Below are 26,557 nucleotides of genomic sequence, written 5' to 3' on the forward strand. Positions count from 1 at the left end.
ATACATAAGGGCATTTTTCCTTCTAGGATGTGGATTTTCTATTTAGTCTTTCCAAAATCCAAAATGTCATGATTCCAATTGAGAAAACTGCGCCTCATAAAAACCTGATGGGTATTAGCCCGTGTAACAATTACAATCAAAAGATGGTCCGTTACATGAAATTGTACGGGGATCGTTAGCATAACCGAAAAACATCTAAACTCCTGCGGAACATTTACGACTTATACAAAAACGGAGATGTGAAGAAGCAAAAAGAGCTGCCGCGCAGCTCCCTCATCGTGGCTTATGGACTTGCTCACCAAAGCTATTGTTTTGTACGGATGTCCTTTGATCTATCGTTCTGCCCATTAGCCCAGCGAAGGGCTGCCACACGGATCATTCTGTCATTCAACTATCGTTTCCGTTAGCATGTTAAATAAAAAGCCGCGACACTGGTCCGCGACTCCAAAATTTGATATTCAACTTTATTACGCTGTTTTTGCGGTCTTTGTCGTCTTTTTATGTAAAGCCTTTGTCTTTTTAATTTTACTCACAGCGTACTTTTTAGTGTTAGCCTTAGTTGTTTTCTTAGCTGCTGTAATTTTTTTCTTAGCATGGGTTACGGTGTGTTTAGTTTGATCGGTAGTTTTAGTAGCAGCAAAAGCAGAGTCTGTGAAACTAAACAGTAAACAAGCGGAAAGCCCTAATACGAGTAACTTCTTCATGTTGATTTGTTTCCTTTCTCATTTTGTAAGTGCCAATTTAGGTGTCGACTCCTTTAAGGAAAGTATAGCATAAACAGTTTACTTCTTTCGTTAAATACAAGCTCTTATTGTTGTTGATCGTCATTCGTTTCTAATCTTGATCTTCTTGCTCATTATCTGCTTGTTCCTGTTTCGTGATTTTTCCTGTCGCAGCATCTACCTTAACTTCAGTGATTTTACCATTACTGTCTTGAATCTGTACATTGTATACAGCTGTGCCATTTTCATCTTCCAGTTGAACATCTTTTACGGTTCCTTGAACTTGTGCCGTAGCAATGGTGATACTTTGCTCTTTTGTAATTTTGGCTTGCTTCTGCAGATCGACTTGACTTAAATCCGCAGCTTCTTTATTTTGGTCATCTGCTATCTGTTCTGCATCATCAACTGTCTCTTGGTCGTCTGCTGTTTTTATTGACGTGTTTACTGTAGAAGTTCCTGTAACTGCCGCGAATGACTGATTATGTGGCATTACGATCAGGCCACCTCCAAATATCAAACTTGCTGCTACGGTGCCTACAACGATTTTCTTTCTAATCGATTTCACAGTCTCATTCCACCTTGTTTTCCAAATTTTATCTTACATTGTCTAGGGTAACCATAATTTCTGAAGATAAGCTTAATGGAAAATGAGATTTAAATGAGATTTAAATGAGTAATTTTTAAAATGTTGGCGGGTGCGGATGTATCCATAAACATAAAAGAGGACCTTTACGTTTTTAGGCATATCCTTTTTTTCGTCAGATCTTTCGAGGCAACTTATCAATTATATATTGTTTAAGCATTATTAATTCATTATCTGTAAACTTTGGGTCTAATCCGAACTGATCCAGATTGATACATGTAGCATAAAGGAATTTAAATTTTTCTTCACTAATTAAAAAATTCACTAAATACGTTTTCTGATCAGACATTGTGAAATGAGCAGTTAATTTGAAATCAGCGTTAACAATGTTCTCTACCTTTAGTATTTCACGCATCCCAATTACCTCACTTCTATCTTTGTCTATGTAGAAGGTTTAATTATAATTGTTAAAGCTTCAAAAAAATATTCTAGAACTAGTTTAAAAATCCTTCCTTTTAAAAAAATTTCAGTCAAATGTACAAAAACATTTATTTTGTGATCATGTCAAAAAGAACTGCCGCGGCAGCTCCTTCATCATTTGTATAGAGTCCTTTATTGAGCTATCGTTCCTCGTTAGCTGAGCGAAGGGCCACCACGCGGCGACCCTCACATTTGACCACATTGCCTGTGCTGGTGTTTCATAGACCTCTCGGGTAATGATCCCATTCTCCGTACCAAAACTGAAGATCGTCAATTATGAGACATAGACATATATTGGTACGGTTTTTGTTCGGCTATACTATTGACACTTATTTATCCTATTGTTAGGATAAATATATCCTTAATTGAGGATAAATAAATCAAGTTAAAAAGGAGAGTTTATTAATGAGTATTTTATCGATTGTTCTTCAAGTTATTCTAGGGATTGGATTCCTTATGTTTGGGTTTTCGAAATTTGGTTCAAAGCAAATGGTTGAGTGATTTAAACATTATGGATACCCTGGGTGGTTCAGAGTATTTACAGGGTTAGTTGAAGTCATTTCGGCGGTTTTAGTTATTTGGGGCATCTGGAATAAGGGTTTTGCTGCATGGGGAGGAGCCGTAATTGTAATAGTAATGTTAGGTGCGATAATGACTCACATTAAAATTAAAGATACAATAAAAGGAATGATGATGCCGATTATATTATTCGTTTTAGGATTAGTTGTGACGTTGATTAACTTTTAATTGCTTACATTGTTCATAATGACCTCGTGAGGTAGGAGTTGGTTGTATGGGTGACAAACAGAATCAAATTCAGTTGGATTTAAGGTTATTCCGTATTTGGATAAAGGCCACCACGTCATTATTCAAAAATATTCAGAAGGATATTGAAGGCTATAATCTTAATTTTGAATACTTTATGATTCTTGAACTTCTGTACAGTAAAGGACCACATCCTGTTCAAAAAATCAGTGAAACACTTTCCATTCCTAGTGGAAGTATTACCTACGTGGTAAATAAATTGGAGAAGTTAGGGTTAGTGGAAAGACAATCAAACCCAAGCGATGGAAGGGCATTTAATGTAGTGCTAACGGAAAAAGGAGAAGCACTATTCAATGAAATTTTCCCTAAACATGTAGCTACGATTTCTCAAAATCTATCTTTAATTAGCAATGAAGAGAAAGAACTGCTCATTGAATTATTGAAGAAAATCGGTATTGGAGCACAAAGTTTACAATAATTCAGTTGAAAATAAAAAGCCATGTAAAGGAGAAATACAAATGGAAGCAACGATCATTCAGTCTCAGGACCAAGCAAAGGGAACATTTGATGGCGGTAAACTCACAGAACAAAAGCCGATTGGCTTTTCTGGAGAAGGATCCTGTGATGAAATTGACAGGAAATGCAATGCAAGTACAAACATTTAATGATCTTGGTTATCCATTGGGATTAATGCATTTCGTTGGTATCTGTGAAGTATTGGGGGCAGTTGGTCTTTTAGTAGGGTATTGGAAACCTAAAATGAGGTTACTTGCTTGTGGGGGACTTGTACTTTTGATGGCTAGTGCCGTTGCGTCACATTTAAAAGCCGATCAAGGCATTGGAGTAGCTATGCCTGCTCTAGTCTTCCTTGTTTTGAGTTTGTTCGTTTTTGTTGGACAACGAAAAGCTAAATAAAAAGTAAGGACGATCTTTAAACTTGGGCCTATTTGTTATGGAGGCAAGACCATGAGTGAACTCGAATCGATTATCAAAGAAAGAAGGTCAGCAATTTGTTGAGGGAGTATCTATCTAGAAGGGAGCGAATCATTATGTCCGATCTTACGACTTCTTCAATCGAAATAGGACTAAGCACATTCCTCGAGGCTGCTCCGAGAGCCGGCGGCGTCACGCACGCCGAACGGCTCCGACAAGCGGTAGAGGAGATTAATCTGGCCGAGCAAGTCGGTCTGGACGTCTATGCGATCGGCGAACATCATCGCGCGGATTTCGCGAGCTCGGCGCCAGCCGTTATTCTGGCCGCTGCCGCTTCCACGACCAAACGAATCCGGCTCTCGAGCGCCGTGACCGTGTTGTCTTCGGACGATCCGGTTCGCGTGTACCAAGCTTTCTCCACCTTGGACGGCCTGTCCAACGGACGGGCGGAAATTATGGCGGGCCGCGGCTCGTTTATCGAATCTTTCCCGTTGTTCGGATACGACTTGAACCACTACGACGAACTATTCGAGGAGAAGCTGGAGCTTCTGCTCGCGATCCGCGAATCGGAGAAAGTAAGCTGGCGCGGCGGCCATCGCCCCGCCATCGACAACCTGGGCGTCTATCCGCGATCCGTAAAGGAGCCGTTGCCCGTATGGATCGGAACCGGCGGCAATCCGGAGTCCGCGATTCGCGCCGGCATGCTAGGGTTGCCGGTCGTCTTTGCGATCATTGGCGGCATGCCGGAGAGGTTCGCTCCTCTAGTCAACCTCTATAAGGAAGCGGCCGCGAAGGCCGGACACGACGTAAGCAAGCTGCAGATCGCGACGCATTCGCACGGCTTCATATCGGATACGACCGAGAAGGCCGCCGACTTGTTCTACCCGTCGACGGCAGCCCAGTCGAACACCATTGGGCGCGAGCGCGGCTGGCCGCCATACACCCGCGACTCGTTCGACGCCGCCCGCAGCCTTCGCGGAGCGCTCTACGTCGGCGATCCTGAGTATGTCGCGGAGAAGATCGTGCTGCTGCGCAAGAACCTGGGCCTAACGCGCTTCCTCCTGCACGTGGACGTCAGCACGATGCCGCACCACGAATTGCTGCGCACCATCGAGCTGCTCGGCACGAAGGTCGCGCCGATCGTCCACAAGGAGCTTGCTCGCAGGGCCGCGCAGGGGTGAGCTTGGCTGTGGATGCCGATTTTTATCGGCATTCACGAGGCGTTCGCAGCGCGTGGGAGCCGGCAATGCCGGCAATCACACAGCAATGGGTCCGAACCAAGGTGCAAAACCCTGGCTCGGACCCTTTTTTTACCCCAACCGTCACTTCTTCTTAGCCGTGGAGAACTGGATCGGCGTCCCGCTGATCGTATTGCGCAGAACATCCTTGAAGACGAATGCGGCTACGTTGTTGTAATTGCTGAAGAAGACGGACAGATCGTCGTTGAAGAACTGCACGACCCGGACTTTGAATACGGGATAAACGAACGTGTTGCCGAACAACGCACGGGTCGCGACGAATTGGAACTACGGATTGGTGTGGAAAACGATGCAATAGAGTGCGGCGATCTGTTGGGGAGACAGCGAGCCCGTGATCGGATTGACGAACGTTCCTTCGCTCGTTCTCACTTTGACATGCACCTTGATGTTGCCGAATGTCTTGGTCGACACCAGCAGCGTCGCTAGTGCTTTGGCTCTAAGCGCCCCTTTGACTCGGAGCGTGACTTTGAAGGTGCCGCCGGGCAACTCGACCAAGGGATCGACCCGAGCGTTCGGATCCGTGCCGCCGGAGAACTTGATCTTTTTGAAGTAAGTCACTCGGGCGGAGACAGTTTAACGCGAACCTTCTTGCCGAATGCGGCCATAGTGTTTCCCCTCTCGGATTCGGACTTCATTCTATAGAAGCTAATTTCTCCAATGAATATCATCCTATTTTCCAAGAGACAAGCTTGCCGCCTACACGCCTACTAAAATGGCCCTTATTTGGGATCAGCTGTCACACCTGCAGAGAAGGCGACCGAAGAGGACTCCTCCGGATACGGCAGCGCCACGAGCCCCCGCAGGCCGAGTTAATGCCGAAAAATTCGGCATTAACGCGTCAAACACACTCCCATCCTCACCCCATACTCGAAAATCAAGCTCTCGCGTCGCACTAATTGGCGCTATCTAATTAGCCTGCTGCCCCTACTGATATTCCAAGTAAAAATGCCTTCGACGTCCTCTGGGCGTTGAAGAAGATTTACGGAGGTATCAGATAGGTAAAAAAAAGTTTTTACCAAAGTTTCTTAAAACTAACTGCCCGTTTAGCGTAGCGATAAACACCGAGACATATTTATAAAATCAGGCATTTTTATGCACATGTCCGAAAAAAGAAGGAAGGATCTTGCCGTAGCAAGTTCCTTCCTTCTTTAATCCATCTCGATTTCAATTTCATACCATACACTTGTAATATCGTCCATTAGGATCCACACGAATCCTTCACTATGACTTATTTTTAAACTACGCATTGACTGGTCAATCTTTGTGATAATACCCGTTATTTCTTGGTCTTTGATGTTATTGAAATAGCTTATTGTGAGGAATCTTTGATCTCGCAGTGATTCAGCTATTACTTTTGCGTTTTTTCTGCCTCTCGGAAAGTTGTTTTCTTGCTCTTTATCAAATTTCCACCCTCCAATGGTGTTCATTATAACTAGAGGGGGGGGTTATTTTGTCAACCCAATTTCCTAAATAGCTGTTACCTCTTCATATAATATAGGTTTTTGTACATATGTCCCCCCGTGACAAACATACAAGCACGGTTATCTGGGTGGACATAATATAACGTTAGGTTGAAGTACACAAGAGAGAGGTGAATACCGATGTCTTACCCTAAATGCCCTACTAGTCAGGTTGTAGATCCCCCCAAAGTCGTTTATAGAGATTTTTATCATCCACAAATAGTTCAAATTATCCATCCGATTGAAATCATTAACCGCCATCATTGTGTTCCTGTTCCTGAGCATATCTATACGTGCACCGTTAGAGATGAATTTTGTCCAACTCCACTAACTGCTTGGATAAGGTGATTGTACCCTTCCAATCTATTTAATTCTTAAGCTAATTAAATGGTGCGGACATGTTCACAAATACCATCATTTTGTGAAGAAGCAGAAGGAGCTGCCACGGCAGCTCCTTCATCGTTTGAATAGAGTCCTTTATTGAGCTATCGTACTCCGTTAGCATTCCTGTAGAGCGTAAATTTTGAGCTTTGCAAAAAAACGAGCGCCTCGGTACGATGGGAGTAGGTAACGGGTCAAAGCCCTTTTAAATCCCATCATCCAGGAGGACGCTCTACTATGAAGTTTAAATCGCAAGCCAGACAAAATCAACTCATTGAAAAGATTACCTCTTCGCATCTCGTTGTCGGGATCGACATCGCTCAGCAGACACATGTTGCACGCGCTGTAAACTTTCGCGGCATCATCATTGGAGAAGCGTTGTCGTTTACGAATGACGAAGATGGATTTAACAGCCTACTTCAATGGATCCAGAAGCTGCAAACAGCTCATCAATTAAGTGCGACCGTCGTCGGCATGGAACCTACGGGACACTATTGGCTTAACGTGTCTCGATGGTTGGCTGCACGCCAATTTGAAGTCGTTTTGGTGAATCCGCATCTTGTGAAAAAGAACAAAGAGAACCGAGATAATACGCCCTCAAAGAGCGACAAAAAGGATGCCCTTGTCATCGCCGACATGGTGAAGAACGGGTACTACTCGTTTAGACGCAACACCCCTGAAGCGTTCGAGGATCTCCGTGTTCTTCTTTCGAACCGGGACTCTGTGGTGAAACGTCTCGTCAGTGCAAAAAACCAAATCCACCGTTGGGTGGACATTGTTTTCCCGGAATTGCGGCAGGTATTCAAGCACATCACGTGTATCGGTGCCTTGGTCACGCTACGCCTCTTCCCTACACCGGCAGAATTAAGCCAACTACAACCGCAAGACGTGATTAAAGGGTGGAAATCAATCATGAAGCGGCACAGTGGATCACGAAAAGCCCAGGAACTCGTTACACTGGCCAGCCGCTCTGTCGGATCTCGCCAAGCTACGCATGCATACCAACTGCATTTGAAGCAACTGCTTGCAGAGTATGATCTGGCCTGCGAGCAGCTGCAGGTCGTAGAGCAGGAGATCGTCGCTGTGTTAGAACGCATCCCCTTTGCAAAATCCATGCTTGCGATCAAAGGAATTAGTGCAATTTCACTGGCCAGTATTCTGGGTGAGGCTGGGGATTTAAGCGGATTTGTTCACGGGAATGCTTTGCTGCGCCATGCCGGCCTAAATCTTGCTGAATCAAGCTCCGGTAAATGGACCGGACAGATGATCATTAGTAAACGCGGTCGCTCCCGGCTCCGCCGCTTCCTCTACATAGCGACCATGTGTTTAGTGATGAACAATCCAGAGTTTCAAGCGATGCATAAATACAATGTGAACGTGAAGAAGATGAAGAAAATGAAGTCCATTATGAAGCTCTGCGGTAAATTGGCTCGCATCTTGGTGGGGATGGCTCGCAGTGGTCAAGCCTACACACCTATGAAAACATTGCCACTTGAGCAAGCAGCTTAAACCTCAATACCGTTTTGTAAGACGTAGATTGGCTTATTCGCAGGATTTCAAAGAAAGCACGGAGTACCGGATACATTAAACCAAAGGACACTGACCCGTACCGTTAGCAAAACCGGCCTCCACCCCTTGGATAGGTGTAACGAAGGAATGAGAGGGCTATGACCCGTTGAGACATGGGAGTGAAAACCTCCGAGGGTGGCGTGGAGAATGCGTGCAGTATATGGAAACAACTGGAGATATTACTCCTCTCCTCTATTCCCGCATGCCTTCATTGTTGCCCAAGTATAGTACGGTCACCCCCACTTATCCTAAACTCCTAATCAAAGGGGCGAAATCCTGCGAATAAGCGAGCAAACGTGAGAAAACTGAATCGTACCGAGGGAGTTTAGCGAAAGTCAGTGACAGACCAATAATCATCCGCCTCAATAAGGCTTTTTAATGCCTTGTTTGCTACATTTTCGTAAATATTGCCGAAGAAATTAACTTTGTCGTACCTAAACCAATCATCCTTATCTCCAATCCTTACCCTAATATTGGGATGCAAATCATATGCGGTCACTTTGTTCGGAGGGACTTTTTCTCCCCAATGATGGGTAAAGCCCTCTGGTGAACAAACAGCTACCTCCATAAAAAAACCACCACCATATTTATCGAATTGAAATGTTAGGAGGTCTATTTTCTTTTCCGTTATTCTTCGAAAATGCGGAAAAGTACCCTTGAAGTCACGGTCACGTAGGCTTGGAATAACGATATTTTTAAGCGAACTTATCATTTTATCTCTCTCCTCGGACAACTTAACTTCCCCCATCTTCCTCTTTGTTCAATTAGACGCAGGGTAGGAGAATTCGTTGCTACGACTAAGAACCAGCAAATCATTCCATTATCCTGCCCGTTCGCACAGCAGGCCACCGAGTTTATCACAGGCAGCCTGCTTGATCTTTGTTATGGAGCTATCGTTTTCCGTTAGTTCAACGACATTCATTCAAATTTAGCCTCAACTATAACAAAACCGATGTTGCTCATCATGGGTTATTGAGTGGTGTCCTGTTTCCCCTTCTTAAGCCAATCTTGAAAAAAGGTATCGTCGTTCAACCCAAAATATGCCTTCGTGAACCGCACAAACTCATCCGTACTCACTTGCTTGTATTGATAATTCGTGAAATAAGCGTGAAGGAACGTAATTCCTACTTCACCTCCGCCAAGACTATCAAATAAATCTTTAAACTTCATCACCGGCTGAGCGTAAAGACGCTTAATAATATCTGCACCTTCGTACTCCGATAATGGCAGATTAGTTGGCTTGGAATAGGTTGTGTAAAACTTCTGAGCAAAGCTGAAATCATTTAAATATAGCGATGTTGTTAATTCCGTCAAACCCTCGTCCAACCAACCGTCATGATATGGATCATTGTTGACAATGGCATAAAACCATTGGTGCACTATTTCATGAACAAGACTATGTTTGAGACTCCATTCATTTTCCGCCGTTCCGACAGTGACTATACCCGGGTATTGCATGGAGGATAGATCGCCTATAATTATATCGAGTTGTTTGTGTGGATAGGTACCAACGTGCTTATTTAAAAAGTCGAATGCTTCAGCAGCGATTTGAACCGCATTAGTCACTGTACATGTTTAAGCGATTGATGAATGATTGAATCCAATCCACAACAACACCTGTACTGCTTCTACGCTCATGGGCATCAAAAAAGCACCATCGTGTGATGATGCCTTGTCGCGGCGATCTGCTTGTTGGATGAAACTTCTCTTTTATTGAACTATAGTTTTCGTTAGTTGAACGAAAACGATCAATCGGGTATGACAATAACCAATTACTTCCTCCGTTTTTTAATTACAAAGAATATGACATAAAAGAATGCTACAACCAACACTATTGATAACACTTGAACCATAGCCGTTGAAAGATTAAAGCTCATGATTATCCCCCTTTGTCTTTATCATTAATTTTACCACGCCAAGCGTGGATACAGTAATAAAAACTAACCTGCCTGTTACCTCAATGAAAAAAACAGGTCACCGATTAGACAGCTCAGATTGTCTTTATATAGCTATCGTTATCCGTTAGTTCAATGTTTATCACTTACTCAACCGCCGCTGCCGTCCCGAATTACATACACAGTGTTTATTATCTAATTCTTAGATGTCTTTTAAGTTCTTGAAATGGTGTTGTAAACGAGTCGTTATACTTTAAAATGTGTTCGTTCAATGGTGTCCACAGTTCCTTCAAATCATCATGTAATTCAGTTGTATTTGCTATCGAATAATCGAATAAAGGCGTATTAAAAAATAAAGAGTATTCCATATTAAAAAATCATCTTGTAATAATAAGATCATTCGAACCGCATTAGGTATGTAATTAAATGCTTCCTCGGCTGACAAACCATTTGTAATTGCCTCAAAAGCCTTCGCGAAATACCACTCGTCTTCGTCTAATCTTACTTGCCAATTTACATATATGTCGACCAGTCTTTGATCCATTTCTTCACCTTCTATTTTCTTGTACCTTACGTATTATTCGCGAGTTTCTACAAAGTAGTTATTAAGCTGGAATTACGAATATTGATCTCAATCTATTTTACCGTAATTGGGAATTTAAATGTTATTGCACTATCGTTTCCCGTTAGCGTAACAACATCGTTTCACTAAAAGATAACTTGCTGAAACCCTTTATAATCCTTGGCTAAGTCCTAATATCTGTTCATTTACATTACTTAATCCCCCGTGATAACAAACCACGGATGCAATGTCAAGGTCTACATATTTTTTCAAAGAGAGACGAGCTGCATTCATATCCAGTGTGGTCGGGACATGAATTCCCCCGAGAATCCCGTCTACACTGTACATCGAATCCCCGGCAATGAGAGTCTTACTTTGCCTTAAATAAAATACTCGCTATCAAGTTGGTGGAGTATTGGCGTTGTTATTCCCTTTACAAACCATTCCTTGTTAAATCGCTGTCTTCTTGCGACTATGATTCTTCCTTACCGTAGACTGACAGCGTTCGTCAAAACGAAATGGAATTACTTGGATGTAAGGAGGCGGAGGTAGTTTTGCATTTCGGTTTTCTCGAATTGGAACATCAATCGGTTGAGACTTGGAGTTCCTTTCCTTCCTCAGTTGAGCTACAACAATTTTGCCAATTTGTCGTCCAAGACTTAATCCTTCTTCATTGTCTACGGGGAAATGTACACCAGCATACAAACGGGAAATCGCACATTCTTCTGCTAGTTGTTTCAGTCGCTTTGATTCACCTGGAAAAAAATAGCTTAAGATGACTTGTGCACATCCAGCAGCCGCTGAGTGACCGGAAACGTAAGCAGGGAAGCGAGGCGTGCAAAGTACGGTGGCCAGATTTCGGTCAAGCTGATTAGGACGGGCAACATCCCAAAGATATTTATAAAACCAAGTGACCACAAACGTATCGTTTATTCCAGCCTGTACCGCCGCTAAAATTCGTGCTGCCCGTACAGGTGTAATACCATATGTGTCAATTAAACGGTCTATGATCGGGGTAAACTGTTTAGTCGCAACACCTGTCCCCCAATACTTGGCGACTCTGATCTGATGTTTCGTTAATTTTTTTAATGTTTTTTGAACTATCTTTAGTTGTTCATTCCACTTGATTGAGGTGGGGTGTTGGATGAACAGTTTCACTCTTCTTCCACTTCGGTCTCTTATAGTCCCTTTTCGATCTAATCGTATATAATTCGTCGACCAGGAACCGGCTAATGGATCAATTGGATTGGTTGGCGGCTTTTTTTCACCTGCATAAGGAAGTTTGGACCAACGCGGATACATAAACCGCATATCTTCACCTCTTCTTTGAATTTGTCTTAATTCTTAATATGCAAAAATATAAAAAGCACGTAATGAAATCGCCTAGTAACCAGCACTAAAGACAGTTTTTATTTTTAGACATTAATCTATACAAAATTCTTAAAATCAACTTACGATCCATAAGAAAACCCTTCCACACTTGTAGAAGGGTCTCATAACGCTTTGCATTTTGATTAGATTTTCCTCACCAACAACACACAGCACTCCACATGTGTCGTATGTGGATCATCAATGTTTTAACAAAGCTAATTCTAAAGAGAAACGAGTCGAAACCAATGTATATTTCAACTCGCTTTTCTTTTTTTGTTATCTTTAGGCTGTACGAATCCAGTCATTCATATTAACCACTAATTCCACTCTTTGCTTTACCACCGGGAGTATGCCCAGCCAGGTGTATGGATGATGCGAATCCTACCGCAAAACGGCAGTTCCTGACCGTCTATCAAGGTTTCATCCACTTTGCCCTTCGGGGGATTCTCAAGGTGACCGTCTTTTATAAGAGGTATCTCCCCCTGAATATACGGCTAATCCAGCTCATGTGCATATACTTTAACATCATTGCCACACTCCTTCAAAATCTCAGGAAGACTGCCTATATGATCCACATCCTGATGCGTCAAAATCACAACTTTTAGTTTGTTGAACGACTACGCCATTCTTGCATTTTCATCAAGGGGCGTGTTTGCGGTTGTGAACAGGCTTTTTCAGTCGGATATACAGCGTTTATGCATGATCTTCTTTTTAATAACCCCTCTTGTCATGGAAACGGCAGAGACTTACCATAAAAAATTGGTCTATTCATGTCCACACTTTATGACATCATATTCAATATCTTATATGAGGAGGTGATAGTTATGTCCCGTATCTCAGAGCATTATCACACATGTAAACAGCATTTGAACAAAGAAGTTTGTATCATAACAAAGCAAGAACAAATGTACGTCGGCACTATTATTAAAGTCGATAAAACTCACGTTCACTTACAACTACACCCGACATACACAGAGGACCAATTTCATACATCGACATTTTCAGTGATACCTCTAGTTTTATTTGACTTACTTGCAGTGTTTTTATTGAGTACCTCTTTTTTCATTTAAAACATTCTTATACCCTCAACAAGGAGGGTATTTTATTTTCAATAGGTAACAGGGTGAGGACTCGAATCTGCTTTTCTGTTCTATCCGGTCCAAAACGAATCTCCCTTATTTAACGAATTGAGTTTGAATTCCTATTTTTGCCCGACTTCTTTAAGTCATGGCCTTGAATCTGCAGGTTGATACATTTGCTTGATCAATCTAGGCACCTCCGATAAGTTATGTTGGTTTTGCGGAAAAGAAAAAAGCAGCCTGTTAGGCTACTTTTAAAATTCAGCCTTACCTTGTAATACACTGTCACCGATAAAATTCCAATAGCAGAGCCAAGTGCGGCCATTGTTGCGATTACGTCGCCGGCGTTGTGTACGCCGTCAGCGATCAATAAATGACTATTGAATAGAAATCCTACAACAATTTTTAAACCGGTTAAAATTAAATTGCTTATTAAACTAATCCAGACAGCTAACATCACAATTGAAGATCTGTTTGTATCTCCCACAATATCCCCCCTCAAGCACATAATCTTTATAGATTAATAAAGAAAGCTTGTCCACGAATTATCGACTCAGTATTATCGTTGAATACATGTCTACGGCGATACACCCTATGTCACTATTGGTTTCTTGGTGTCGATACTCCAGATTGGCGTTATCTGGACTATAATAGTAGGTAGTACTCAACGTATTTTATGTTAAGTGCTACCTATTTTTTATTCTTTATAGTATCATTAATTATACTAAGAGAACGAAGTATTTATAGTATACAATGTGTTCGTTTGTATCTACCTTACTTTGATTTGGAGGCGACTGCTCACTCCTTATTCAGAAGATGAAATGAAGTTTCACCCTGTTTCCAAAGCCGTCAATTATGTGAAAAATCAGGAATCCGATCTCATCAAAGAAATCACCATCTACAGCAATTAAAAATAAACCACCAGGGGAGAGCACTGCAAAAAGCTTGTTTTTAGCTTTCTTGGGAATTCGGATTTAAGTAATAGGAGCAAATAAGATTTTTACCTAAAAAATGCAGCTATTCTCTTTATGAGACTGGCTGCATTTTGTTTATTAGCTTTATCATTCTTTTGACGTTTACCACAAATATCGTGAGCAGGGTCTGTATTCGCATTCGGAATAGACCACGGTATTTCGCCTTGGTCAGTCCATGATGTCTCTTTAATTCGGCATTTTTATGTTCAATAATCGGTCGTCGTTTCATTCGTTCTTTAAACGATTCACTCTTCTCGAATGCCATGTGATCCTTGTATTGATCTGCGACGATCCGAATGGAATACGTCTTGCTCTTTGATTCAGGTTTGTAACAACCTTCTCGGAGCGGACATGTCTTGCACTTTTCTATGTCGAAGTAGAATACCAATGAACGACTATGTCCTGATTTCTTACTTCCCTGAATAGCTTTTCGGGTGCTATGTTCTCCTGCTGGACAAAGGACGAAGTCAGCGTCTTTGTTATACTCAAATCCTTCTTGCTTTAAGCCACCCGTATGTACAATTGGATTAAGTGGAATAATCGCTTGAATCTCTTTTTCTTTTAACTCAGACAAATTTTCTTTCCCGGAATAGGCCGTATCTGCAAGGATTTCTTTCACTTCCAATCCTGCTTCTAAGGATTGTTTAATTAAATTTGACAATTGTTTTCCATCATCGTTACTCCCACCTGTCACTTCAACGGCTGTAATTATCTCTTCTTCTGTCATAGCAATGTGGTTCTTGTAGCCAAAAAAAGATTTTGTATTGCTCTTCCATCCGAATCGTGCTTCTGGATCAATGGCGGACATAATCCCTTTGTTTGCAAGTAGGCGTTCATCCTCAACAATTTGTTTAGCTATCTGTAGTTTTTCGGAAATGGCACCCTCATGATCAGGAAGAAACGTTTCGACCGATTCACCGAGTTGAGCCAGATAATGCAGCATCACCTTTTCAGCATCTGGTTGGTCTTTTTGAAGCTCGGGTTTACGCGGTAGTTTTTTCTCGAGCTTGGGATGCTTTTTGATGACGGTTCGTAATAGTCGCTTCGCCGCATCTCGTAAAACATCTAATGCTCTTTGTTTTTGACTCGCTGCTAGGGAATGGGTGGAGTCCACGATTAACGACTTGGATTTAATCAATCCTTTTTCAATGCATTGTTTTACGATCACCTTCAACAATTCGTCGATTTGACTTGCCCCTAAGCGATGATTGCGAAACCGAGAAAGCTGCGAGGAATCCGGAAGAGCCTCCTCGGGATTCAAACCAACGAACCATTTGTAAGCCAGATTCACTTGCGCGTCTTGTATCATCCGTTCATCAGATAATCCATAGAGAATCTGCAGAAACAATAAACGAAACAACAATTCGGGTTCGTTTGCAGGTCTTCCATAATATTCGCAATAGGAGGATCGAACAAGTTCATGGACAAAAGAAAAATCCACAACCTCATGAATCTTACGAAGCAAGTGGGCTTCTGGAATGAGTTTATATAATTCTGCATGAAACGAGGCAGTCATTTGTTTGGCAGAGTGTAGCATGCTTTTCACTCTTTCTTTTTTCTTTTATTATACCAAAATGCAGAAAACCCAGCACCTATACGGCACTGGGTTCCACTTTACAAATATTGTATTCGTTTTGCAGTGCTCTCCCAGGGGGCTGGACCCCTTTAAGAAAATAAGTAAGAATGAAAGCATCTTCACTAAAGCTAAAGAACCTTTGTTTAACCATATAGACGAAATCATCGATTTCAACTAGATCTTCAATTCCGATCGAGGGTAATGGAAATGTAGTTTCTTGTTCGAAAATGAGTTCGTCTGCCAATAAAAATCTCGTTATAAATACTTCAATCGGAAGGAATAACTGCTCGGTTTGGATTAAATCCATTTTGGGACACCTCTTAACTGTGTATATTCAATAACGGTATATGTCCTCCCTCAGGTCTTGGCGTGTTTGTTTGTCATGTAGGGACATATGACAAGCGGCATATGTCCAGTTTGTTCCATGAGATTTTTTTTACATATGTACAAAATGCAATATTTTGTGAGGATGTAACCGAGTATCAACCCAAATGCCATTTAAGGCCCCGATTTTTCATTTTCCCATTTTAGTGGAAAAAATAATCTTCGACCAAGAAAAAAATGGCTCACAGGGCCATTTTTTATCATTCTGGAGACGTTTTGTTTATGGACATGTACACAAAAGTGGGTGTTTTGTATTAATATCATTTTTTATTTATTTGTTACGTGCCGAGGTTACGAACAAATGCAGTGACATTGCCTAAACAGCAAGACCCTTGCGGATTGTTGACTTCACAACCACAACGATCAGCTTGAACTTGTTCTCGAATATGGTCAATTGGTTGTTTTTTATCTTGCACTGCCTTTAGACGCTCTCTCGTCCAGCCAAAACAATAACAAACGGGTACATCCAGCGAATCCTCTTTTTGGAAAACCGAGACTTTGAGGGTATCTTTGCTAAAGGTTTGCGTATCACTAAAATAGACAACATCACATGAAGGAGTAGAGCAAAAAGCATATGATAATTCGGGTTGGAAAATCTCCAATGCAGAAGGTTTAAGCAATGCTTTAAGAGTAACTGGTGGGACGCTTTTTCCATTCTGCCCACAAGAAGGGCAAATGTAGATGGTTTTAGGTTTGCTAGATGTTTGACAACAACTCTCCATAAATATCACTCCTATTCAGTGTGCCATCTCGTACCACTTTCGAAGGATTATTAAGTTTTAGCATAACATTAAAATTGGACATATGTACAAAAACTCCTATTTTGTTCATATGTCCTTTATGGAGCTATCGTATCCGTTAGTTTAGAGTTCACAATCACATTGTGCCTCCTTTAGCGACGGCTTTGATTGTAAAAGACGGTACTCTCCGTATGAATTAGGCGAAGCAGTTCAATCAAGTCACGTAATCGATCTAAATACGAATAATACTCGCGTGTACACTCTAGTCGTTTTATCGCAATAGCCTCGCGGATAAGCCCGTGCCAACGATCCGGTAAAAGTTTAAGCCCATACTCGCCAGCTGCAACCTTGCTGATTACATCGTACTCCTTTATCGAATAATATTGCCTTAACATGCCAAGCGTGCACCATTCAACCGCAAAATCTAACTGCTTAATTTGCTCCAAAGTAGTTGGTTCCGATATGTCCGTCAAACTTAGTTGATGTTCCAGTCGTTCAATCCATCCGACCCAATATGTATTCATATTTCCAAATACATATTGGACGAGCTCGTCAGATGAAATCTCATATTCGAAGGCTTTTTGCTGTCCATAAATACAAATACCGTATTTCTTAAGCACCCGCCACGTAACAGGATTTATATCCCCATTCCCATTGAAATCTAAAGTCTTATCGTGATATTTAGGAAATGGAGGAATTTCATTTAAGGATTTTCCTGCATCCTCCTGTCTAATGTAAGCACCCATAATGTCCAAAGTTGGAAATTCCAGCTCAACAAGCCTATGAGCTTCAATAATGAATTGGATGTCCGATGGGATAAGGGTTCTATTGACAAATACAAGAAAGTTTATATCGCTTGACCCATTAACATAGGCGTTGAGTGCGGTCGACCCATAAACATAAAAGGATTCTATTGTATGCGGCAACCGAGCTTGTAATGCTTCGTTTAAATTTCGCATTGAAGTATCAACAACTTCTGGCAACCTGTAAGACATCTTCAGTACCTCCTCCATGCTGTTCATTCCTGTCCATATTGAGCAGGCTGCAGATGATGCCGGTAGCCTGTTCGTCAAGGTGCTATCGTTCTCCGTTAGCGTAAACAAAGCTCGATGTTAAGGCGATAACCCCCAAAGGCTTCAAGAAGCCTCTATATTTTGCAAGTATATACTTGCACGTTTTCCGCTAATGAGTTATTCTTTTGATATGCAAGTATATGCTTGCACATTTAGAACTCAAGAAGGAGTGATGCAATTGACAGTGGATCGCATCGAGAAGGAAGTGCGAGTCGCTGCATCGGTGGAGCAGGTGTGGGCAGTGCTCACCGAACGCAAGTACATGGAGGAGTGGTTTTCTCTCGGTTTTAAGGTAAGAGAACTCGATCTGCGCCCAGGTGGGCTGCTCCTGCTAGATCAGGAATCAAAACAAGCTACGCTGCCTGCCCGGATCGTGACCGTTGACCCGCCGCACGTGTTTTCCTATCAATGGGCGGAGGCCTATCCGGGTGCCGAACCAACGGAGGAAAACTCCACTTTGGTCGAGTTCCGTCTCACCAGCGACGGAGACGCCACCGTACTGCGGGTTACGGAGAGTGGATACGCGAACCTGGTCATTCCGGCAGGGCGGGAGTATGTTGGTTTCGAATCCCACTCTCGAGGGTGGCCTGTTTTCCTTGAAGAGATTCGCGGGCGCGCCGAGGAGTTCGCCTTGAAGTGAGTGGCAACTCCGAGGTTCCACCAATTGAGCGCGTGCTCGGCGCCCTGGCAGATCCCACGCGACGACAACTCGTCGACCGGCTTGCGAGGTGCGGCGAGGCAACGGCCACGGCGCTGGCCGCCGAGATGTCAGTCACTCGACAGGCCGTAGTGCAACATCTCGCTATACTTGAAGCCGCCTGCCTGGTGAAGGGGCAGCGTATCGGACGGGAGCGACGTTTCGTAGTGTGTCCGCAGCGGTTGACCGAAACAGCCCGATGGATGGATAGCTTGGCCGCCCAGTGGGATTCACGGCTCACAGCGATCAAACGTATCGCGGAGCGGGCACACCCAGTGGGTTTGGAATCACAGGGCAGCAAACGGCAAACGAACAGCAAGAGACTGACGGTTCGTAATCCAAAAACCTAAGGTATATTTACGAAATTTGTTGGGATAGCATCAGAGCATCGGTTGTGTGCTTAGTGGCACCGACCGTCGCTCTGATGTTGAAGCGTTAGGTATATATAATTTCACATAACTGCCCGTTAGCACAGCAAATAAAAACAGCTGCTATTGTGCTATCATTCTCCGTTACTTTAATAATACGAGCAGATAACATACCTCTTGCATTTACACATCTGAAAAAAAACTCCTTATTAGTCCCTATCCCGCGACCATAGCCTCCAGACGCTTGAAAGCCGTTGGTGGTGGACCAATTTCGAGTCGCTGGCGGATCAAGTCTGCACACTTCTCGGAGCTTAGTACAGAGGTGTCAACCTCAAGGTCATAGATACCTGGCACATGGACGGACTTCTGCCATAAGCTTACCGGCTTCGGCACTGAGCCGTCATCGAGGTATCCGACTTGCCATGTTTCTATCCGTCGCTGCATGACAACCTCAATGGGGCAATGCACGCCTACTAATAACACCGAATGGTCCATCAGTATGCGAGCACAGTTGGGGAGAATCCCCAAAGGAACAGAGTAAGCGTCATGGTGCCCTACATCCGCCACAACGTTTAGTCCTAAGCGGCTGTGTACAGCAATGGACTCGTACATGGCACGATATAGGGTCAAAATGAAAGGCTCGAGATCAGGGCGTTCACCTCCGGGTCTCAATCCAATCCCTGGCTGATAACGTTCAGGGGTCATCTGCATGAACCGATCAACCCCTATGTTCATCCACATACCTTCAAACGTATTCTGGATCACAGTAGCGATACTGGACTTCCCTGATCGGGGAGTACCATTCAGGATCACAATCTTTCCATATGTTTCTGCATGTAACATGTTTTTCTACTCCTTAAAAATCAGCATTCATACTTTTGAACTATCCTGTCCGATACGTCATTGACGATCAAAAAGTCCTTGAAAATCAAGGACTTCTCTGATAAGGCTTGCAACGAGTATAATTAAACGTAGATCGTTTGGTGTCAAGATTTCGCTCGTTTATTGAGCTATCGTTCTCCGTTAGAATTCCTGTAGATTCGTTTTCAGGACCTGTATTTATGTCGGCATGCCCAGGTTATGCCAAATTCCATTCAGAATGAATCTTTGGCACATCGGCGATTAATTGTTTGGTATATCGATGTTGGGGAGTCAGAATGATTTCCTCCGCTTGACCTTTTTCTACGATTCGCCCTTTCTCCATAATATATATCGTATCGCTAACATAGTAGGCCAAACCAACATCATGGGTAATGAAGATAATGGTCATATTATTTTCTTCCCGTAGCTTCAGAAGCATATCCAGAATCGTAGACCGGGAACAAGCATCCACCATCGAGGTTGGTTCATCCGCAATTAATACTTTGGGATGTAACATAAATATACGTGCAATCATCAGCCGCTGCATCTGCCCTCCGGAGAGCTCGAAAGGGTATTTGTTGTACAACTCCTCATATTTCAAATTGACGAAGGAACAAGCTTCTCGCATTTTCTCGAAGTGCTCTTCTTTAGAAAGTTTTAACCCTTGCAGCTGGATACAATCCATCATTAGTTTCTCGACCTTATGAAACATATTAAACGATGAATAAGGATCTTGGAAAATCGCCTGAATATCCTTCCAATATTCCTTTCTCCTCGCATGTGTTCTCAGCTGCCTCTGTTTCCCCTTATACTCGATCGTTCCGCTTGTCTCTTTCAATAAACCCATAATGATTTTTGCTATTGTTGTTTTTCCGCTGCCGCTTTCTCCTACAATAGAAATAATCTCCCCTTCATGGAAGTTGAAATGGACATCCTGTACAGCTGTTTTCTTATTTTTACCATACCCAAATACTTTCGTGATTTGTTTCCCGGTAATCAGAACATTATTTCTGCTCATTTCTATACCACTCCTTTAAAGTTTGGGTATCAAAATGGCACCTATATATGCGCCCATTCATCGTCCTATTTTCAACTTTACCTGATCTGCATTCGTCCTTGGTAAATGAACATCGATCAGCAAATCGGCAGCCATCTGGAATATTTTTTAAATTGGGTGGCGCTCCAGGAATAGCCGCAAGCTTGTGTTCTTTCATCCCTTCTTCTGGAACAATAATTGAACCCATCAATTTCTTAGTGTACGGATGAAGCGGATCGAATATCATTTGATGCGCCGTACCTCTTTCTACAATTTCTCCTGCATACATAACCATAATATCGTCCGTAACATGGTACAGCAAAGGAAGCTCATGCGTGATAAACACGAGTGACTTAATAAAATTCTTTTTCAGCAAATTCTTCAAAAGCTTAACGACTGCCTTTTGTGACGTGACATCCAGTGCTGATGTCGGTTCATCAGCGATAAGTACTTTAGGGTTTAGAATCGTTGAAATCGCAATAACTGTCCTTTGCTTCATGCCGCCAGAAAGCTCATTTGGATATGAATTAAGCACATGGGGCGACAAATTTAATGTTTCAAAACGTTCCGCAGCAATCTGCCAAACCTGATGTTTGTTTAGCTCGGGCCGATGCTCATTCATGATATCTTCAAAAAATCGAATAATTTTCATGGTTGGATTTAACGCATTCATGGCCGCTTGAGGGATATAGGCAATTTCTCTTCCAGAAACCTGTTTTCTCAACTGTTCTTTGCTTAACTGCATGATATCCATATCATCTATATGAATTGAACCGTTACCATAATAAAGCGGAGGGAAATAAAACCCCATTAAACTTAAAGCCAAGGTTGACTTTCCGCAGCCGGACTCTCCGGCAATTCCTAAGGTCTTGCCTTCTTCAAGCTCAAAATCAACGCCATCAACCGCATAAACCTTCTCTTTTAATCGGGTCTTGTAGTATGTCTTTAAACCGTTCACTTTCAGGATGTGTTTACTCATAGTTAGCTCCTTATTTTAGGATTGAAAATTTCATCCATCCCCGTATTCATCATATAAAGAGAGAATGTAATGATGGCAATAGAGAAGGCTGCCGGAATGAAAGCCCACCAAGCGCCGGCTACAGGAGCTTCAAAGACCAGTGCCCAGTTCATGAGAATTCCAAGCGAAATCGTATTGTAAGGTCCCAATCCCAACATGGAAATCGATGCTTCTGACAAAATCCCTGACGCAGTTTGAAGGACAAATGCCATCACCACATAAGAAGCAATATAGGGAAGGATTTCGAACACAATAATGCGGGGTGTACTGTGTCCGGAAATTTTTGCGATATTCACATGGTCTCGATTTCTTAACGACGTCGTTTGGGCGCGTACAGCCCTAGCCGTCCATGGCCAACTAGTAATCCCAATGATTAGCGCTGTCACTAAGGAGCTACGGGAATTAATACTAACCGAGACTAAGATCAAAATAATAAAGGAAGGAATCACGATAAAGATATTGGTAATCGTCGAAAGGATATTATCCCACAAGCCCCCAATATAGCCCGAAGCCAAGCCGATGGAGAGCCCAATCACTGTAGCGCAAATACCTGCAATCAGCCCTACCTTGACGGATGTTCGTATTCCATACATCAACTCTAGAAAAATATCTCTGCCGAAGTTATCCGAGCCCAGTATCATGCTGCCACCTGGCGGTTGGAAAGCTAGTGCCATCATGTCAAGCGGATCATTCCGATTAATCAAAGGGTAAATACTTACTATGACAAGCACAATCAATAATGCAACTGCTCCTATCACAAATTTAGGAGATTTAATTAAGATACGAACCGTATGTGTCATTATTAACTTTCCTCCATTTGAGCCGCCTTGATTCTGGGGTCAACCACTCCATAAATCATCTCAATGATGAAGTTTGCGAGTAGAACCGTAACCGCAATGAGCAGCGTGCAACCGGATATTAATGGATAATCCAACTGCCTAATGGCTGTGAACAGCCAAGTCCCGATTCCGGGATAACTGAATACAATTTCGCAGATCAAAGATCCGCCTACCATAGTCCCTATAGATAAAGCAAGACCCGTTATTTGTGGCAGCATCGCATTTTTAAATACATATTTGGCAATTTTCGAATCTCGAATACCAAGTAATTTACTATAAAGAACATAATCTGAATTCAATTCATAAATGGACATCTCTCTCATTCCGATGGCTTGACCACCGATAGTTACCAAGACAATCGAGATGAATGGGAGCGTATGATGCCTGATGACAGATCCTATAAAATCAAGACTCAAATTGGGTATTTTCTGATAATCATATCCCCCTGAAGGCGGAAACCAGTGTAAATTAAGAGCAAATATAAACAGCATAATAATAGCTAAAGTGAAAAATGGAATGGAATTTATAAATAAGGCAACCGGAAATATGACCTTATCAAGCACACCTTTCTTGTAGGCTGCTACAGCGCCAAGGACATTACCCAGTATCCAACCGACTAAAATGGCGGGCAATTGAAGTGCAACCGTCCAAGGTATGGCAGAGGCCAATATATCCGTTACTTTTTTGGGATATAAACCAAATGAGGTCCCCAGATTACCCGTCAGCAGGTTTTTGACATATATCACAAACTGAGTGCCGATAGGCTTATCTATCCCGAACTCAACCATGAACGTTTCATATACTTTCTTAATCGAATCACTGTCCGTCATTCCCTGAGTTACCAGAGTAGCAATTGTGCTTACAGGGTTTCCTCGAATCAATCTTGGTAATAAAAAGTTCAACCCTACAGCTATAATCAGCGTTAGAAGATACCAGCAGAACTTTTTGAAAAAGTACTTGGCATAGGTATTCAATTCAAGTGCACCCCCTTGTATGAAGAGGCCTATATTCAGGTTCAATTCCTAATCCCCGTATATAGGCCATATTTGGTTAGTTATGAATTTGATACAATGCTTTTACACCGGCTCCATCGATAGCGATTTGTGGAGGAATATTGCTTCCATCTCCCTCAACCGGGAACCCTTTCCAAACGGATTCATTGACGGTATAGAATTTCCACGGTCTGTACATGAGCGGGATGGATGGAATATCCGTCAGCCACATTTTGGTTAGATCCGTATACATGGATTTCAGCTGTGCTTCATCCGAAACCACCGGTATTTTGTCAATAATCGCATCAGCCTTTTCATTTTTATACCGGCCCCAGTTCCAGAAAGCCATTTCGCCAATTGCAGGAACGCCATTGGAATACATAATCGTTCTTGCTCGGTTCCAAGGCTGGCTCGGGCTTACTCCACCGGCAGGCGTATTCATGATAATATCGAATTTGCCTGTTTGCAGGTCATTAGTCCACACCGGTGCTTCAGGGAATTTGGTTCTAATTTCGATACCAATCGCTTTCGCGCTTTGAGCTACAATCTCCAGAGAGGCATTCCAGTCGGACCAGCCGTAAGGGCATTCAACATCAAATGGGCCAAGTCTTGTTCCGTTCAAGATGCGAATTCCATCGGATCCTTTTTTAGCTCCTATTTTGTCGAGCAGCTCATTCGCGCCCTTCACGTCGGTCGTCCACTGCTGAGACTTGATGGCAGCTTGATCCACGTATTTGGATTCCGCGACGGATGTGAGAGTAAGAGACGGCTGCATGGCTGCTGAATATCCGCTCATAGCCAGATCTGAAACTTTTTTGTAGTCAATGCTCATGGCGATCGCTTTTCGAACATCCGCATTGTCAAGACCTTTCTTAGATAGGTTGAAGAAGATCGACGGCATAGAACCTGGGAGGTAGTACGGCGCATCCTTCAAGTAAGTTTTAACAGGAGCCCCGTTCTTCCACATATTCCAAACCTGAGGAGTAAACTGCTGAGACATATCAACCTGACCGTTCTTGAATGCGAGGTCCCCGGCAGCGTTATCCTTATAAACAATATGAGCAATATATTTAGGAGCGGGAAGCTTGCCAAAAAGGGATTTTCCCCAGTAATTATCGTCCCTGCTGACGATAACTTTCTGGTCATTATAGAAATACATTTTATAAGGTCCCGTACCAATCGGATTAGCATTAATCTCCTTGCGCAGAGTTGCCAAATCATTATTTGATTTCTTCTCTAGTTCTTCCCAAATTTGTTTCGGAAGCATAGGAATGATCTCAACACTATCAAGTACTGTAAGCTTGTTCGGATTCTTTGCGTTTAATTTTATATTAACCGTATTCGCTCCGTCTGCGACGACATCGTCAATGTACGTCCAGTAACTGCTCCAGTTAACGCCATACTTCTTCCCTAGTTTGTATGTGTATACGACGTCATCGGCAGTAAACGCTTTTCCGTCGCTCCATTTGGCGTCTTTGTTAAGGTCAATTTTTAAAGTCATATCATCAGTCCAGGCATATTTGGTACCGAGAAGAGGCTCCATTTTTCCGTCAAGTTGGTTTATCATGAACAATGTTTCATAAATCAATTCCCGGGAGTCTCCATAGTTGACCGGGAAGGCTGGATTTCCGCTTATCAAATTGAAATTGGTTGGAGCCCCCCACTGCAAACCGTTAATATAAAGCGTCTCGTTCCTTGGTGTTTCTTTGGTATCACTTGTTTGTGCTGTCTGGGTGGCGGCAGGTTGAGTCGTGGGTTGAGCTGTCTCTTTTGCTGGTTGAGTGGACTGCGTAACAGAAGGCGGTGGTGTGGACTGACAGCCTACAATAAAAACGGCTGCAACGGCTACAGTTAAGATCGGTCGACTAATTGTCTTAAACTTCATCGATACCCCTCCATTCATGTAAATCATAGGAAAAATGCATATCTAGTTTGTTCTCTAATATAGTAAAATAAAGTAGTTATGAAAGCGCTACCTTTTTTTCGGAAAATATCCCAGATTTTCGGAGGAATGAACAAATGACGCACTTTCCCGATTATTTGAAAACGTATCCCAACATGCACTCCTCTTCCCCGCTTCATCTTAGAATTAACCGTCTGGATAATGGGTTTCGAGCGCACCGGCACGATTACCTGGAGTTTTCTTTCGTGGTAGATGGCAGCGGTTCAGAAACAATCAACGATGTTAGCCACCCTATGGTACCAGGTACATTCACGTTTGTTCTGCCTTATCAGGTCCACGAAATCTTCACTGATCCCGGAAACACCTTGGTTTTATATAATTGCGAGTTCAGTATGGACTTACTGATGGAACCGGGACCAAATAACGAGTTGGCTGGTTTGATTAACGACCTAAATTCATTGCAGGCATACGTTCAGTTTGAGGTGCATGAAATGGAACAAATGCGCAGATTAATTGAGGAGATGTTCGAAGAATATAATGGAAGTGACCGATGGCGAAGAACAGTCCTTCAGATTAGGCTGAAAGAAATATTAGTTCGTTTCGATCGTTATCGTCGAAAAGGGATATCGCTTCAGGGAGATGTGCGTCATTCTTCTAAAATAAGTGCATCAATTTGGCCGATTATTCACTATATCCACTGCAATTATCAAGAGGATTTTACCTTAACTGACCTAGCCGCTCTGTTCGCTATGAGCATGTCCCGTATTAGTGAAGTCATCAAACAAGCGACAGGCCAAACCTTTGTCCATTTTCTGCACGATTTACGTTTACGACACGCCTGCAGTCTGCTCGTTTCCACAGACATGAGTGTTATCGAAATTGCCCATGAGGTGGGATACGGTTCCTATAAAACGTTTTCTCACATTTTCCGTGAAATTAAAGGAGTAGCTCCGAAAGATTATCGTAAGATCAAAATCACAAATATTAATTAAGTGGTTCTGTTGCAGGAATTAAAAAAGTCTAGACGATCTGTTCGG

The 26,557-nt window shown here is 42.7% G+C and carries 26 protein-coding genes and 4 pseudogenes; 9 read left to right on the forward strand and 21 right to left on the reverse strand.

Features of this window, described 5'->3' with window-relative positions; translation table 11 throughout:
* Positions 1-467: 467 nt before the first annotated feature.
* Both BLV33_RS05575 and BLV33_RS05580 read right to left on the reverse strand, forming a co-directional pair.
* Positions 468-704 (reverse strand): hypothetical protein, encoded by a 237-nt coding sequence (locus BLV33_RS05575; RefSeq protein WP_090789051.1) that lies wholly within the window; start codon positions 702-704, stop codon positions 468-470.
* A gap of 130 nt (positions 705-834) precedes the next feature.
* A complete protein-coding gene (locus tag BLV33_RS05580; RefSeq protein WP_090789053.1) occupies positions 835-1,287 on the reverse strand; it encodes a PepSY domain-containing protein in 453 nt (150 codons plus the stop codon).
* Positions 1,288-2,298: 1,011 nt separating this feature from the next.
* On the opposite strand from BLV33_RS05580, the pseudogene BLV33_RS30620 reads away from it, so the two are divergent.
* The 5 genes and pseudogenes from BLV33_RS30620 to BLV33_RS05605 form a co-directional block, all read left to right on the forward strand.
* Positions 2,299-2,532: pseudogene (locus tag BLV33_RS30620) on the forward strand (DoxX family protein); the annotation flags it as partial.
* A 46-nt stretch (positions 2,533-2,578) separates the two neighbouring features.
* Positions 2,579-3,028 (forward strand): MarR family winged helix-turn-helix transcriptional regulator, encoded by a 450-nt coding sequence (locus BLV33_RS05595; protein ID WP_090789059.1) that lies wholly within the window; start codon positions 2,579-2,581, stop codon positions 3,026-3,028.
* A 40-nt stretch (positions 3,029-3,068) separates the two neighbouring features.
* A complete protein-coding gene (locus BLV33_RS28710; protein WP_216234709.1) occupies positions 3,069-3,215 on the forward strand; it encodes a hypothetical protein in 147 nt (48 codons plus the stop codon).
* On the forward strand, positions 3,175-3,465 hold the full coding sequence (locus BLV33_RS05600) for a DoxX family protein (RefSeq protein WP_171909026.1): 291 nt from the start codon (positions 3,175-3,177) through the stop codon (positions 3,463-3,465). The genes BLV33_RS28710 and BLV33_RS05600 overlap by 41 nt, the downstream gene beginning before the upstream one ends.
* A 134-nt stretch (positions 3,466-3,599) precedes the next feature.
* Complete coding sequence (locus BLV33_RS05605; protein WP_090789063.1) at positions 3,600-4,664, forward strand: LLM class flavin-dependent oxidoreductase; 1,065 nt, start codon at positions 3,600-3,602, stop codon at positions 4,662-4,664.
* Positions 4,665-4,805: 141 nt separating this feature from the next.
* Here BLV33_RS05605 and BLV33_RS29880 read toward each other — a convergent pair whose 3' ends face one another.
* The 3 genes from BLV33_RS29880 to BLV33_RS30625 form a co-directional block, all read right to left on the reverse strand.
* Entirely contained in the window at positions 4,806-4,985 is a 180-nt protein-coding gene (locus BLV33_RS29880; RefSeq protein WP_253186975.1) for a hypothetical protein, read from the reverse strand.
* 24 nt (positions 4,986-5,009) lie between these two features.
* Positions 5,010-5,300 (reverse strand): hypothetical protein, encoded by a 291-nt coding sequence (locus BLV33_RS29885; protein WP_253186976.1) that lies wholly within the window; start codon positions 5,298-5,300, stop codon positions 5,010-5,012.
* 590 nt (positions 5,301-5,890) lie between these two features.
* Complete coding sequence (locus tag BLV33_RS30625; protein WP_090789065.1) at positions 5,891-6,169, reverse strand: YolD-like family protein; 279 nt, start codon at positions 6,167-6,169, stop codon at positions 5,891-5,893.
* Between the two features lie 651 nt (positions 6,170-6,820).
* Between BLV33_RS30625 and BLV33_RS05625 the strand changes: the two genes are divergently transcribed.
* Entirely contained in the window at positions 6,821-8,092 is a 1,272-nt protein-coding gene (locus BLV33_RS05625) for an IS110 family RNA-guided transposase (RefSeq protein WP_090789068.1), read from the forward strand.
* A 385-nt stretch (positions 8,093-8,477) separates the two neighbouring features.
* Here BLV33_RS05625 and BLV33_RS05630 read toward each other — a convergent pair whose 3' ends face one another.
* The 10 genes and pseudogenes from BLV33_RS05630 to BLV33_RS05685 form a co-directional block, all read right to left on the reverse strand.
* Complete coding sequence (locus BLV33_RS05630) at positions 8,478-8,864, reverse strand: DUF4304 domain-containing protein (protein ID WP_090789070.1); 387 nt, start codon at positions 8,862-8,864, stop codon at positions 8,478-8,480.
* A gap of 257 nt (positions 8,865-9,121) precedes the next feature.
* Positions 9,122-9,610, reverse strand: a complete 489-nt coding sequence (locus BLV33_RS05635) for a M1 family aminopeptidase (RefSeq protein ID WP_090789072.1) — start codon at positions 9,608-9,610, stop codon at positions 9,122-9,124.
* 1,170 nt (positions 9,611-10,780) lie between these two features.
* Positions 10,781-10,996, reverse strand: a pseudogene (locus BLV33_RS05645) (MBL fold metallo-hydrolase); the annotation flags it as partial.
* Between the two features lie 63 nt (positions 10,997-11,059).
* Positions 11,060-11,920, reverse strand: coding sequence for a vanadium-dependent haloperoxidase (locus BLV33_RS05650; RefSeq protein ID WP_090789076.1), 861 nt, complete (start codon positions 11,918-11,920; stop codon positions 11,060-11,062).
* Between the two features lie 400 nt (positions 11,921-12,320).
* Positions 12,321-12,597 (reverse strand): annotated as a pseudogene (locus BLV33_RS29205) (MBL fold metallo-hydrolase); the annotation flags it as partial.
* A gap of 769 nt (positions 12,598-13,366) precedes the next feature.
* Positions 13,367-13,516 (reverse strand): annotated as a pseudogene (locus BLV33_RS05665) (cation transporter); the annotation flags it as partial.
* A 569-nt stretch (positions 13,517-14,085) separates the two neighbouring features.
* Positions 14,086-15,549 carry an IS1182 family transposase gene (locus tag BLV33_RS05670; protein WP_090798601.1) on the reverse strand — a complete coding sequence of 488 codons (1,464 nt, stop codon included), beginning with the start codon at positions 15,547-15,549 and terminating at the stop codon, positions 14,086-14,088.
* A 76-nt stretch (positions 15,550-15,625) separates the two neighbouring features.
* On the reverse strand, positions 15,626-15,916 hold the full coding sequence (locus BLV33_RS05675) for a hypothetical protein (protein ID WP_090789080.1): 291 nt from the start codon (positions 15,914-15,916) through the stop codon (positions 15,626-15,628).
* A 355-nt stretch (positions 15,917-16,271) separates the two neighbouring features.
* Complete coding sequence (locus tag BLV33_RS05680) at positions 16,272-16,715, reverse strand: putative iron-sulfur cluster-binding metallochaperone (RefSeq protein WP_090789081.1); 444 nt, start codon at positions 16,713-16,715, stop codon at positions 16,272-16,274.
* A 170-nt stretch (positions 16,716-16,885) separates the two neighbouring features.
* Positions 16,886-17,728, reverse strand: a complete 843-nt coding sequence (locus BLV33_RS05685; RefSeq protein ID WP_090789083.1) for an aminoglycoside adenylyltransferase domain-containing protein — start codon at positions 17,726-17,728, stop codon at positions 16,886-16,888.
* A 262-nt stretch (positions 17,729-17,990) separates the two neighbouring features.
* Here BLV33_RS05685 and BLV33_RS05690 point away from each other — a divergent pair, with 262 nt between their 5' ends.
* Together BLV33_RS05690 and BLV33_RS05695 are read left to right on the forward strand one after the other, a co-directional pair.
* Positions 17,991-18,446 (forward strand): SRPBCC domain-containing protein, encoded by a 456-nt coding sequence (locus BLV33_RS05690; protein WP_253187209.1) that lies wholly within the window; start codon positions 17,991-17,993, stop codon positions 18,444-18,446.
* A gap of 32 nt (positions 18,447-18,478) precedes the next feature.
* On the forward strand, positions 18,479-18,853 hold the full coding sequence (locus BLV33_RS05695; protein WP_253187210.1) for an ArsR/SmtB family transcription factor: 375 nt from the start codon (positions 18,479-18,481) through the stop codon (positions 18,851-18,853).
* Between the two features lie 234 nt (positions 18,854-19,087).
* Here BLV33_RS05695 and BLV33_RS05700 read toward each other — a convergent pair whose 3' ends face one another.
* The 6 genes from BLV33_RS05700 to BLV33_RS05725 form a co-directional block, all read right to left on the reverse strand.
* Positions 19,088-19,714: a chloramphenicol phosphotransferase CPT family protein gene (locus BLV33_RS05700; RefSeq protein WP_090789087.1), complete on the reverse strand. Its 627-nt coding sequence runs from the start codon at positions 19,712-19,714 to the stop codon at positions 19,088-19,090.
* A gap of 235 nt (positions 19,715-19,949) precedes the next feature.
* Entirely contained in the window at positions 19,950-20,750 is an 801-nt protein-coding gene (locus tag BLV33_RS05705) for an ABC transporter ATP-binding protein (RefSeq protein ID WP_090789089.1), read from the reverse strand.
* Positions 20,737-21,747 (reverse strand): ABC transporter ATP-binding protein, encoded by a 1,011-nt coding sequence (locus tag BLV33_RS05710; RefSeq protein ID WP_090789090.1) that lies wholly within the window; start codon positions 21,745-21,747, stop codon positions 20,737-20,739. Before BLV33_RS05710 ends, BLV33_RS05705 begins: the two co-directional genes overlap by 14 nt.
* 2 nt (positions 21,748-21,749) lie before the next feature.
* A complete protein-coding gene (locus tag BLV33_RS05715; protein ID WP_090789092.1) occupies positions 21,750-22,586 on the reverse strand; it encodes an ABC transporter permease in 837 nt (278 codons plus the stop codon).
* Between the two features lie 2 nt (positions 22,587-22,588).
* On the reverse strand, positions 22,589-23,599 hold the full coding sequence (locus BLV33_RS05720) for an ABC transporter permease (RefSeq protein WP_090789094.1): 1,011 nt from the start codon (positions 23,597-23,599) through the stop codon (positions 22,589-22,591).
* A 76-nt stretch (positions 23,600-23,675) separates the two neighbouring features.
* Entirely contained in the window at positions 23,676-25,502 is a 1,827-nt protein-coding gene (locus tag BLV33_RS05725) for an ABC transporter substrate-binding protein (protein ID WP_090789096.1), read from the reverse strand.
* Positions 25,503-25,675: 173 nt separating this feature from the next.
* Here BLV33_RS05725 and BLV33_RS05730 point away from each other — a divergent pair, with 173 nt between their 5' ends.
* A complete protein-coding gene (locus BLV33_RS05730; RefSeq protein WP_290439071.1) occupies positions 25,676-26,512 on the forward strand; it encodes an AraC family transcriptional regulator in 837 nt (278 codons plus the stop codon).
* Positions 26,513-26,557: the final 45 nt, after the last annotated feature.

This window comes from Paenibacillus sp. GP183 (assembly GCF_900104695.1).
Taxonomy (GTDB): Bacteria; Bacillota; Bacilli; order Paenibacillales; family NBRC-103111; genus Paenibacillus_AI.

What these genes read in the sequence shown, in the direction of transcription:
- BLV33_RS05575 (WP_090789051.1), bottom strand. Translation starts at nt 704, where the DNA reads ATGAAGAAGTTACTCGTATTAGGGCTTTCCGCTTGTTTACTGTTTAGT.
- BLV33_RS05595 (WP_090789059.1), top strand. Translation starts at nt 2,579, where the DNA reads ATGGGTGACAAACAGAATCAAATTCAGTTGGATTTAAGGTTATTCCGT.
- BLV33_RS28710 (WP_216234709.1), top strand. Translation starts at nt 3,069, where the DNA reads ATGGAAGCAACGATCATTCAGTCTCAGGACCAAGCAAAGGGAACATTT.
- BLV33_RS05600 (WP_171909026.1), top strand. Translation starts at nt 3,175, where the DNA reads ATGAAATTGACAGGAAATGCAATGCAAGTACAAACATTTAATGATCTT.
- BLV33_RS05605 (WP_090789063.1), top strand. Translation starts at nt 3,600, where the DNA reads ATGTCCGATCTTACGACTTCTTCAATCGAAATAGGACTAAGCACATTC.
- BLV33_RS30625 (WP_090789065.1), bottom strand. Translation starts at nt 6,169, where the DNA reads ATGAACACCATTGGAGGGTGGAAATTTGATAAAGAGCAAGAAAACAAC.
- BLV33_RS05625 (WP_090789068.1), top strand. Translation starts at nt 6,821, where the DNA reads ATGAAGTTTAAATCGCAAGCCAGACAAAATCAACTCATTGAAAAGATT.
- BLV33_RS05630 (WP_090789070.1), bottom strand. Translation starts at nt 8,864, where the DNA reads ATGATAAGTTCGCTTAAAAATATCGTTATTCCAAGCCTACGTGACCGT.
- BLV33_RS05635 (WP_090789072.1), bottom strand. Translation starts at nt 9,610, where the DNA reads ATGCAATACCCGGGTATAGTCACTGTCGGAACGGCGGAAAATGAATGG.
- BLV33_RS05650 (WP_090789076.1), bottom strand. Translation starts at nt 11,920, where the DNA reads ATGCGGTTTATGTATCCGCGTTGGTCCAAACTTCCTTATGCAGGTGAA.
- BLV33_RS05670 (WP_090798601.1), bottom strand. Translation starts at nt 15,549, where the DNA reads ATGACTGCCTCGTTTCATGCAGAATTATATAAACTCATTCCAGAAGCC.
- BLV33_RS05675 (WP_090789080.1), bottom strand. Translation starts at nt 15,916, where the DNA reads ATGGATTTAATCCAAACCGAGCAGTTATTCCTTCCGATTGAAGTATTT.
- BLV33_RS05680 (WP_090789081.1), bottom strand. Translation starts at nt 16,715, where the DNA reads ATGGAGAGTTGTTGTCAAACATCTAGCAAACCTAAAACCATCTACATT.
- BLV33_RS05685 (WP_090789083.1), bottom strand. Translation starts at nt 17,728, where the DNA reads ATGTCTTACAGGTTGCCAGAAGTTGTTGATACTTCAATGCGAAATTTA.
- BLV33_RS05700 (WP_090789087.1), bottom strand. Translation starts at nt 19,714, where the DNA reads ATGTTACATGCAGAAACATATGGAAAGATTGTGATCCTGAATGGTACT.
- BLV33_RS05705 (WP_090789089.1), bottom strand. Translation starts at nt 20,750, where the DNA reads ATGAGCAGAAATAATGTTCTGATTACCGGGAAACAAATCACGAAAGTA.
- BLV33_RS05710 (WP_090789090.1), bottom strand. Translation starts at nt 21,747, where the DNA reads ATGAGTAAACACATCCTGAAAGTGAACGGTTTAAAGACATACTACAAG.
- BLV33_RS05715 (WP_090789092.1), bottom strand. Translation starts at nt 22,586, where the DNA reads ATGACACATACGGTTCGTATCTTAATTAAATCTCCTAAATTTGTGATA.
- BLV33_RS05725 (WP_090789096.1), bottom strand. Translation starts at nt 25,502, where the DNA reads ATGAAGTTTAAGACAATTAGTCGACCGATCTTAACTGTAGCCGTTGCA.
- BLV33_RS05730 (WP_290439071.1), top strand. Translation starts at nt 25,676, where the DNA reads ATGCACTCCTCTTCCCCGCTTCATCTTAGAATTAACCGTCTGGATAAT.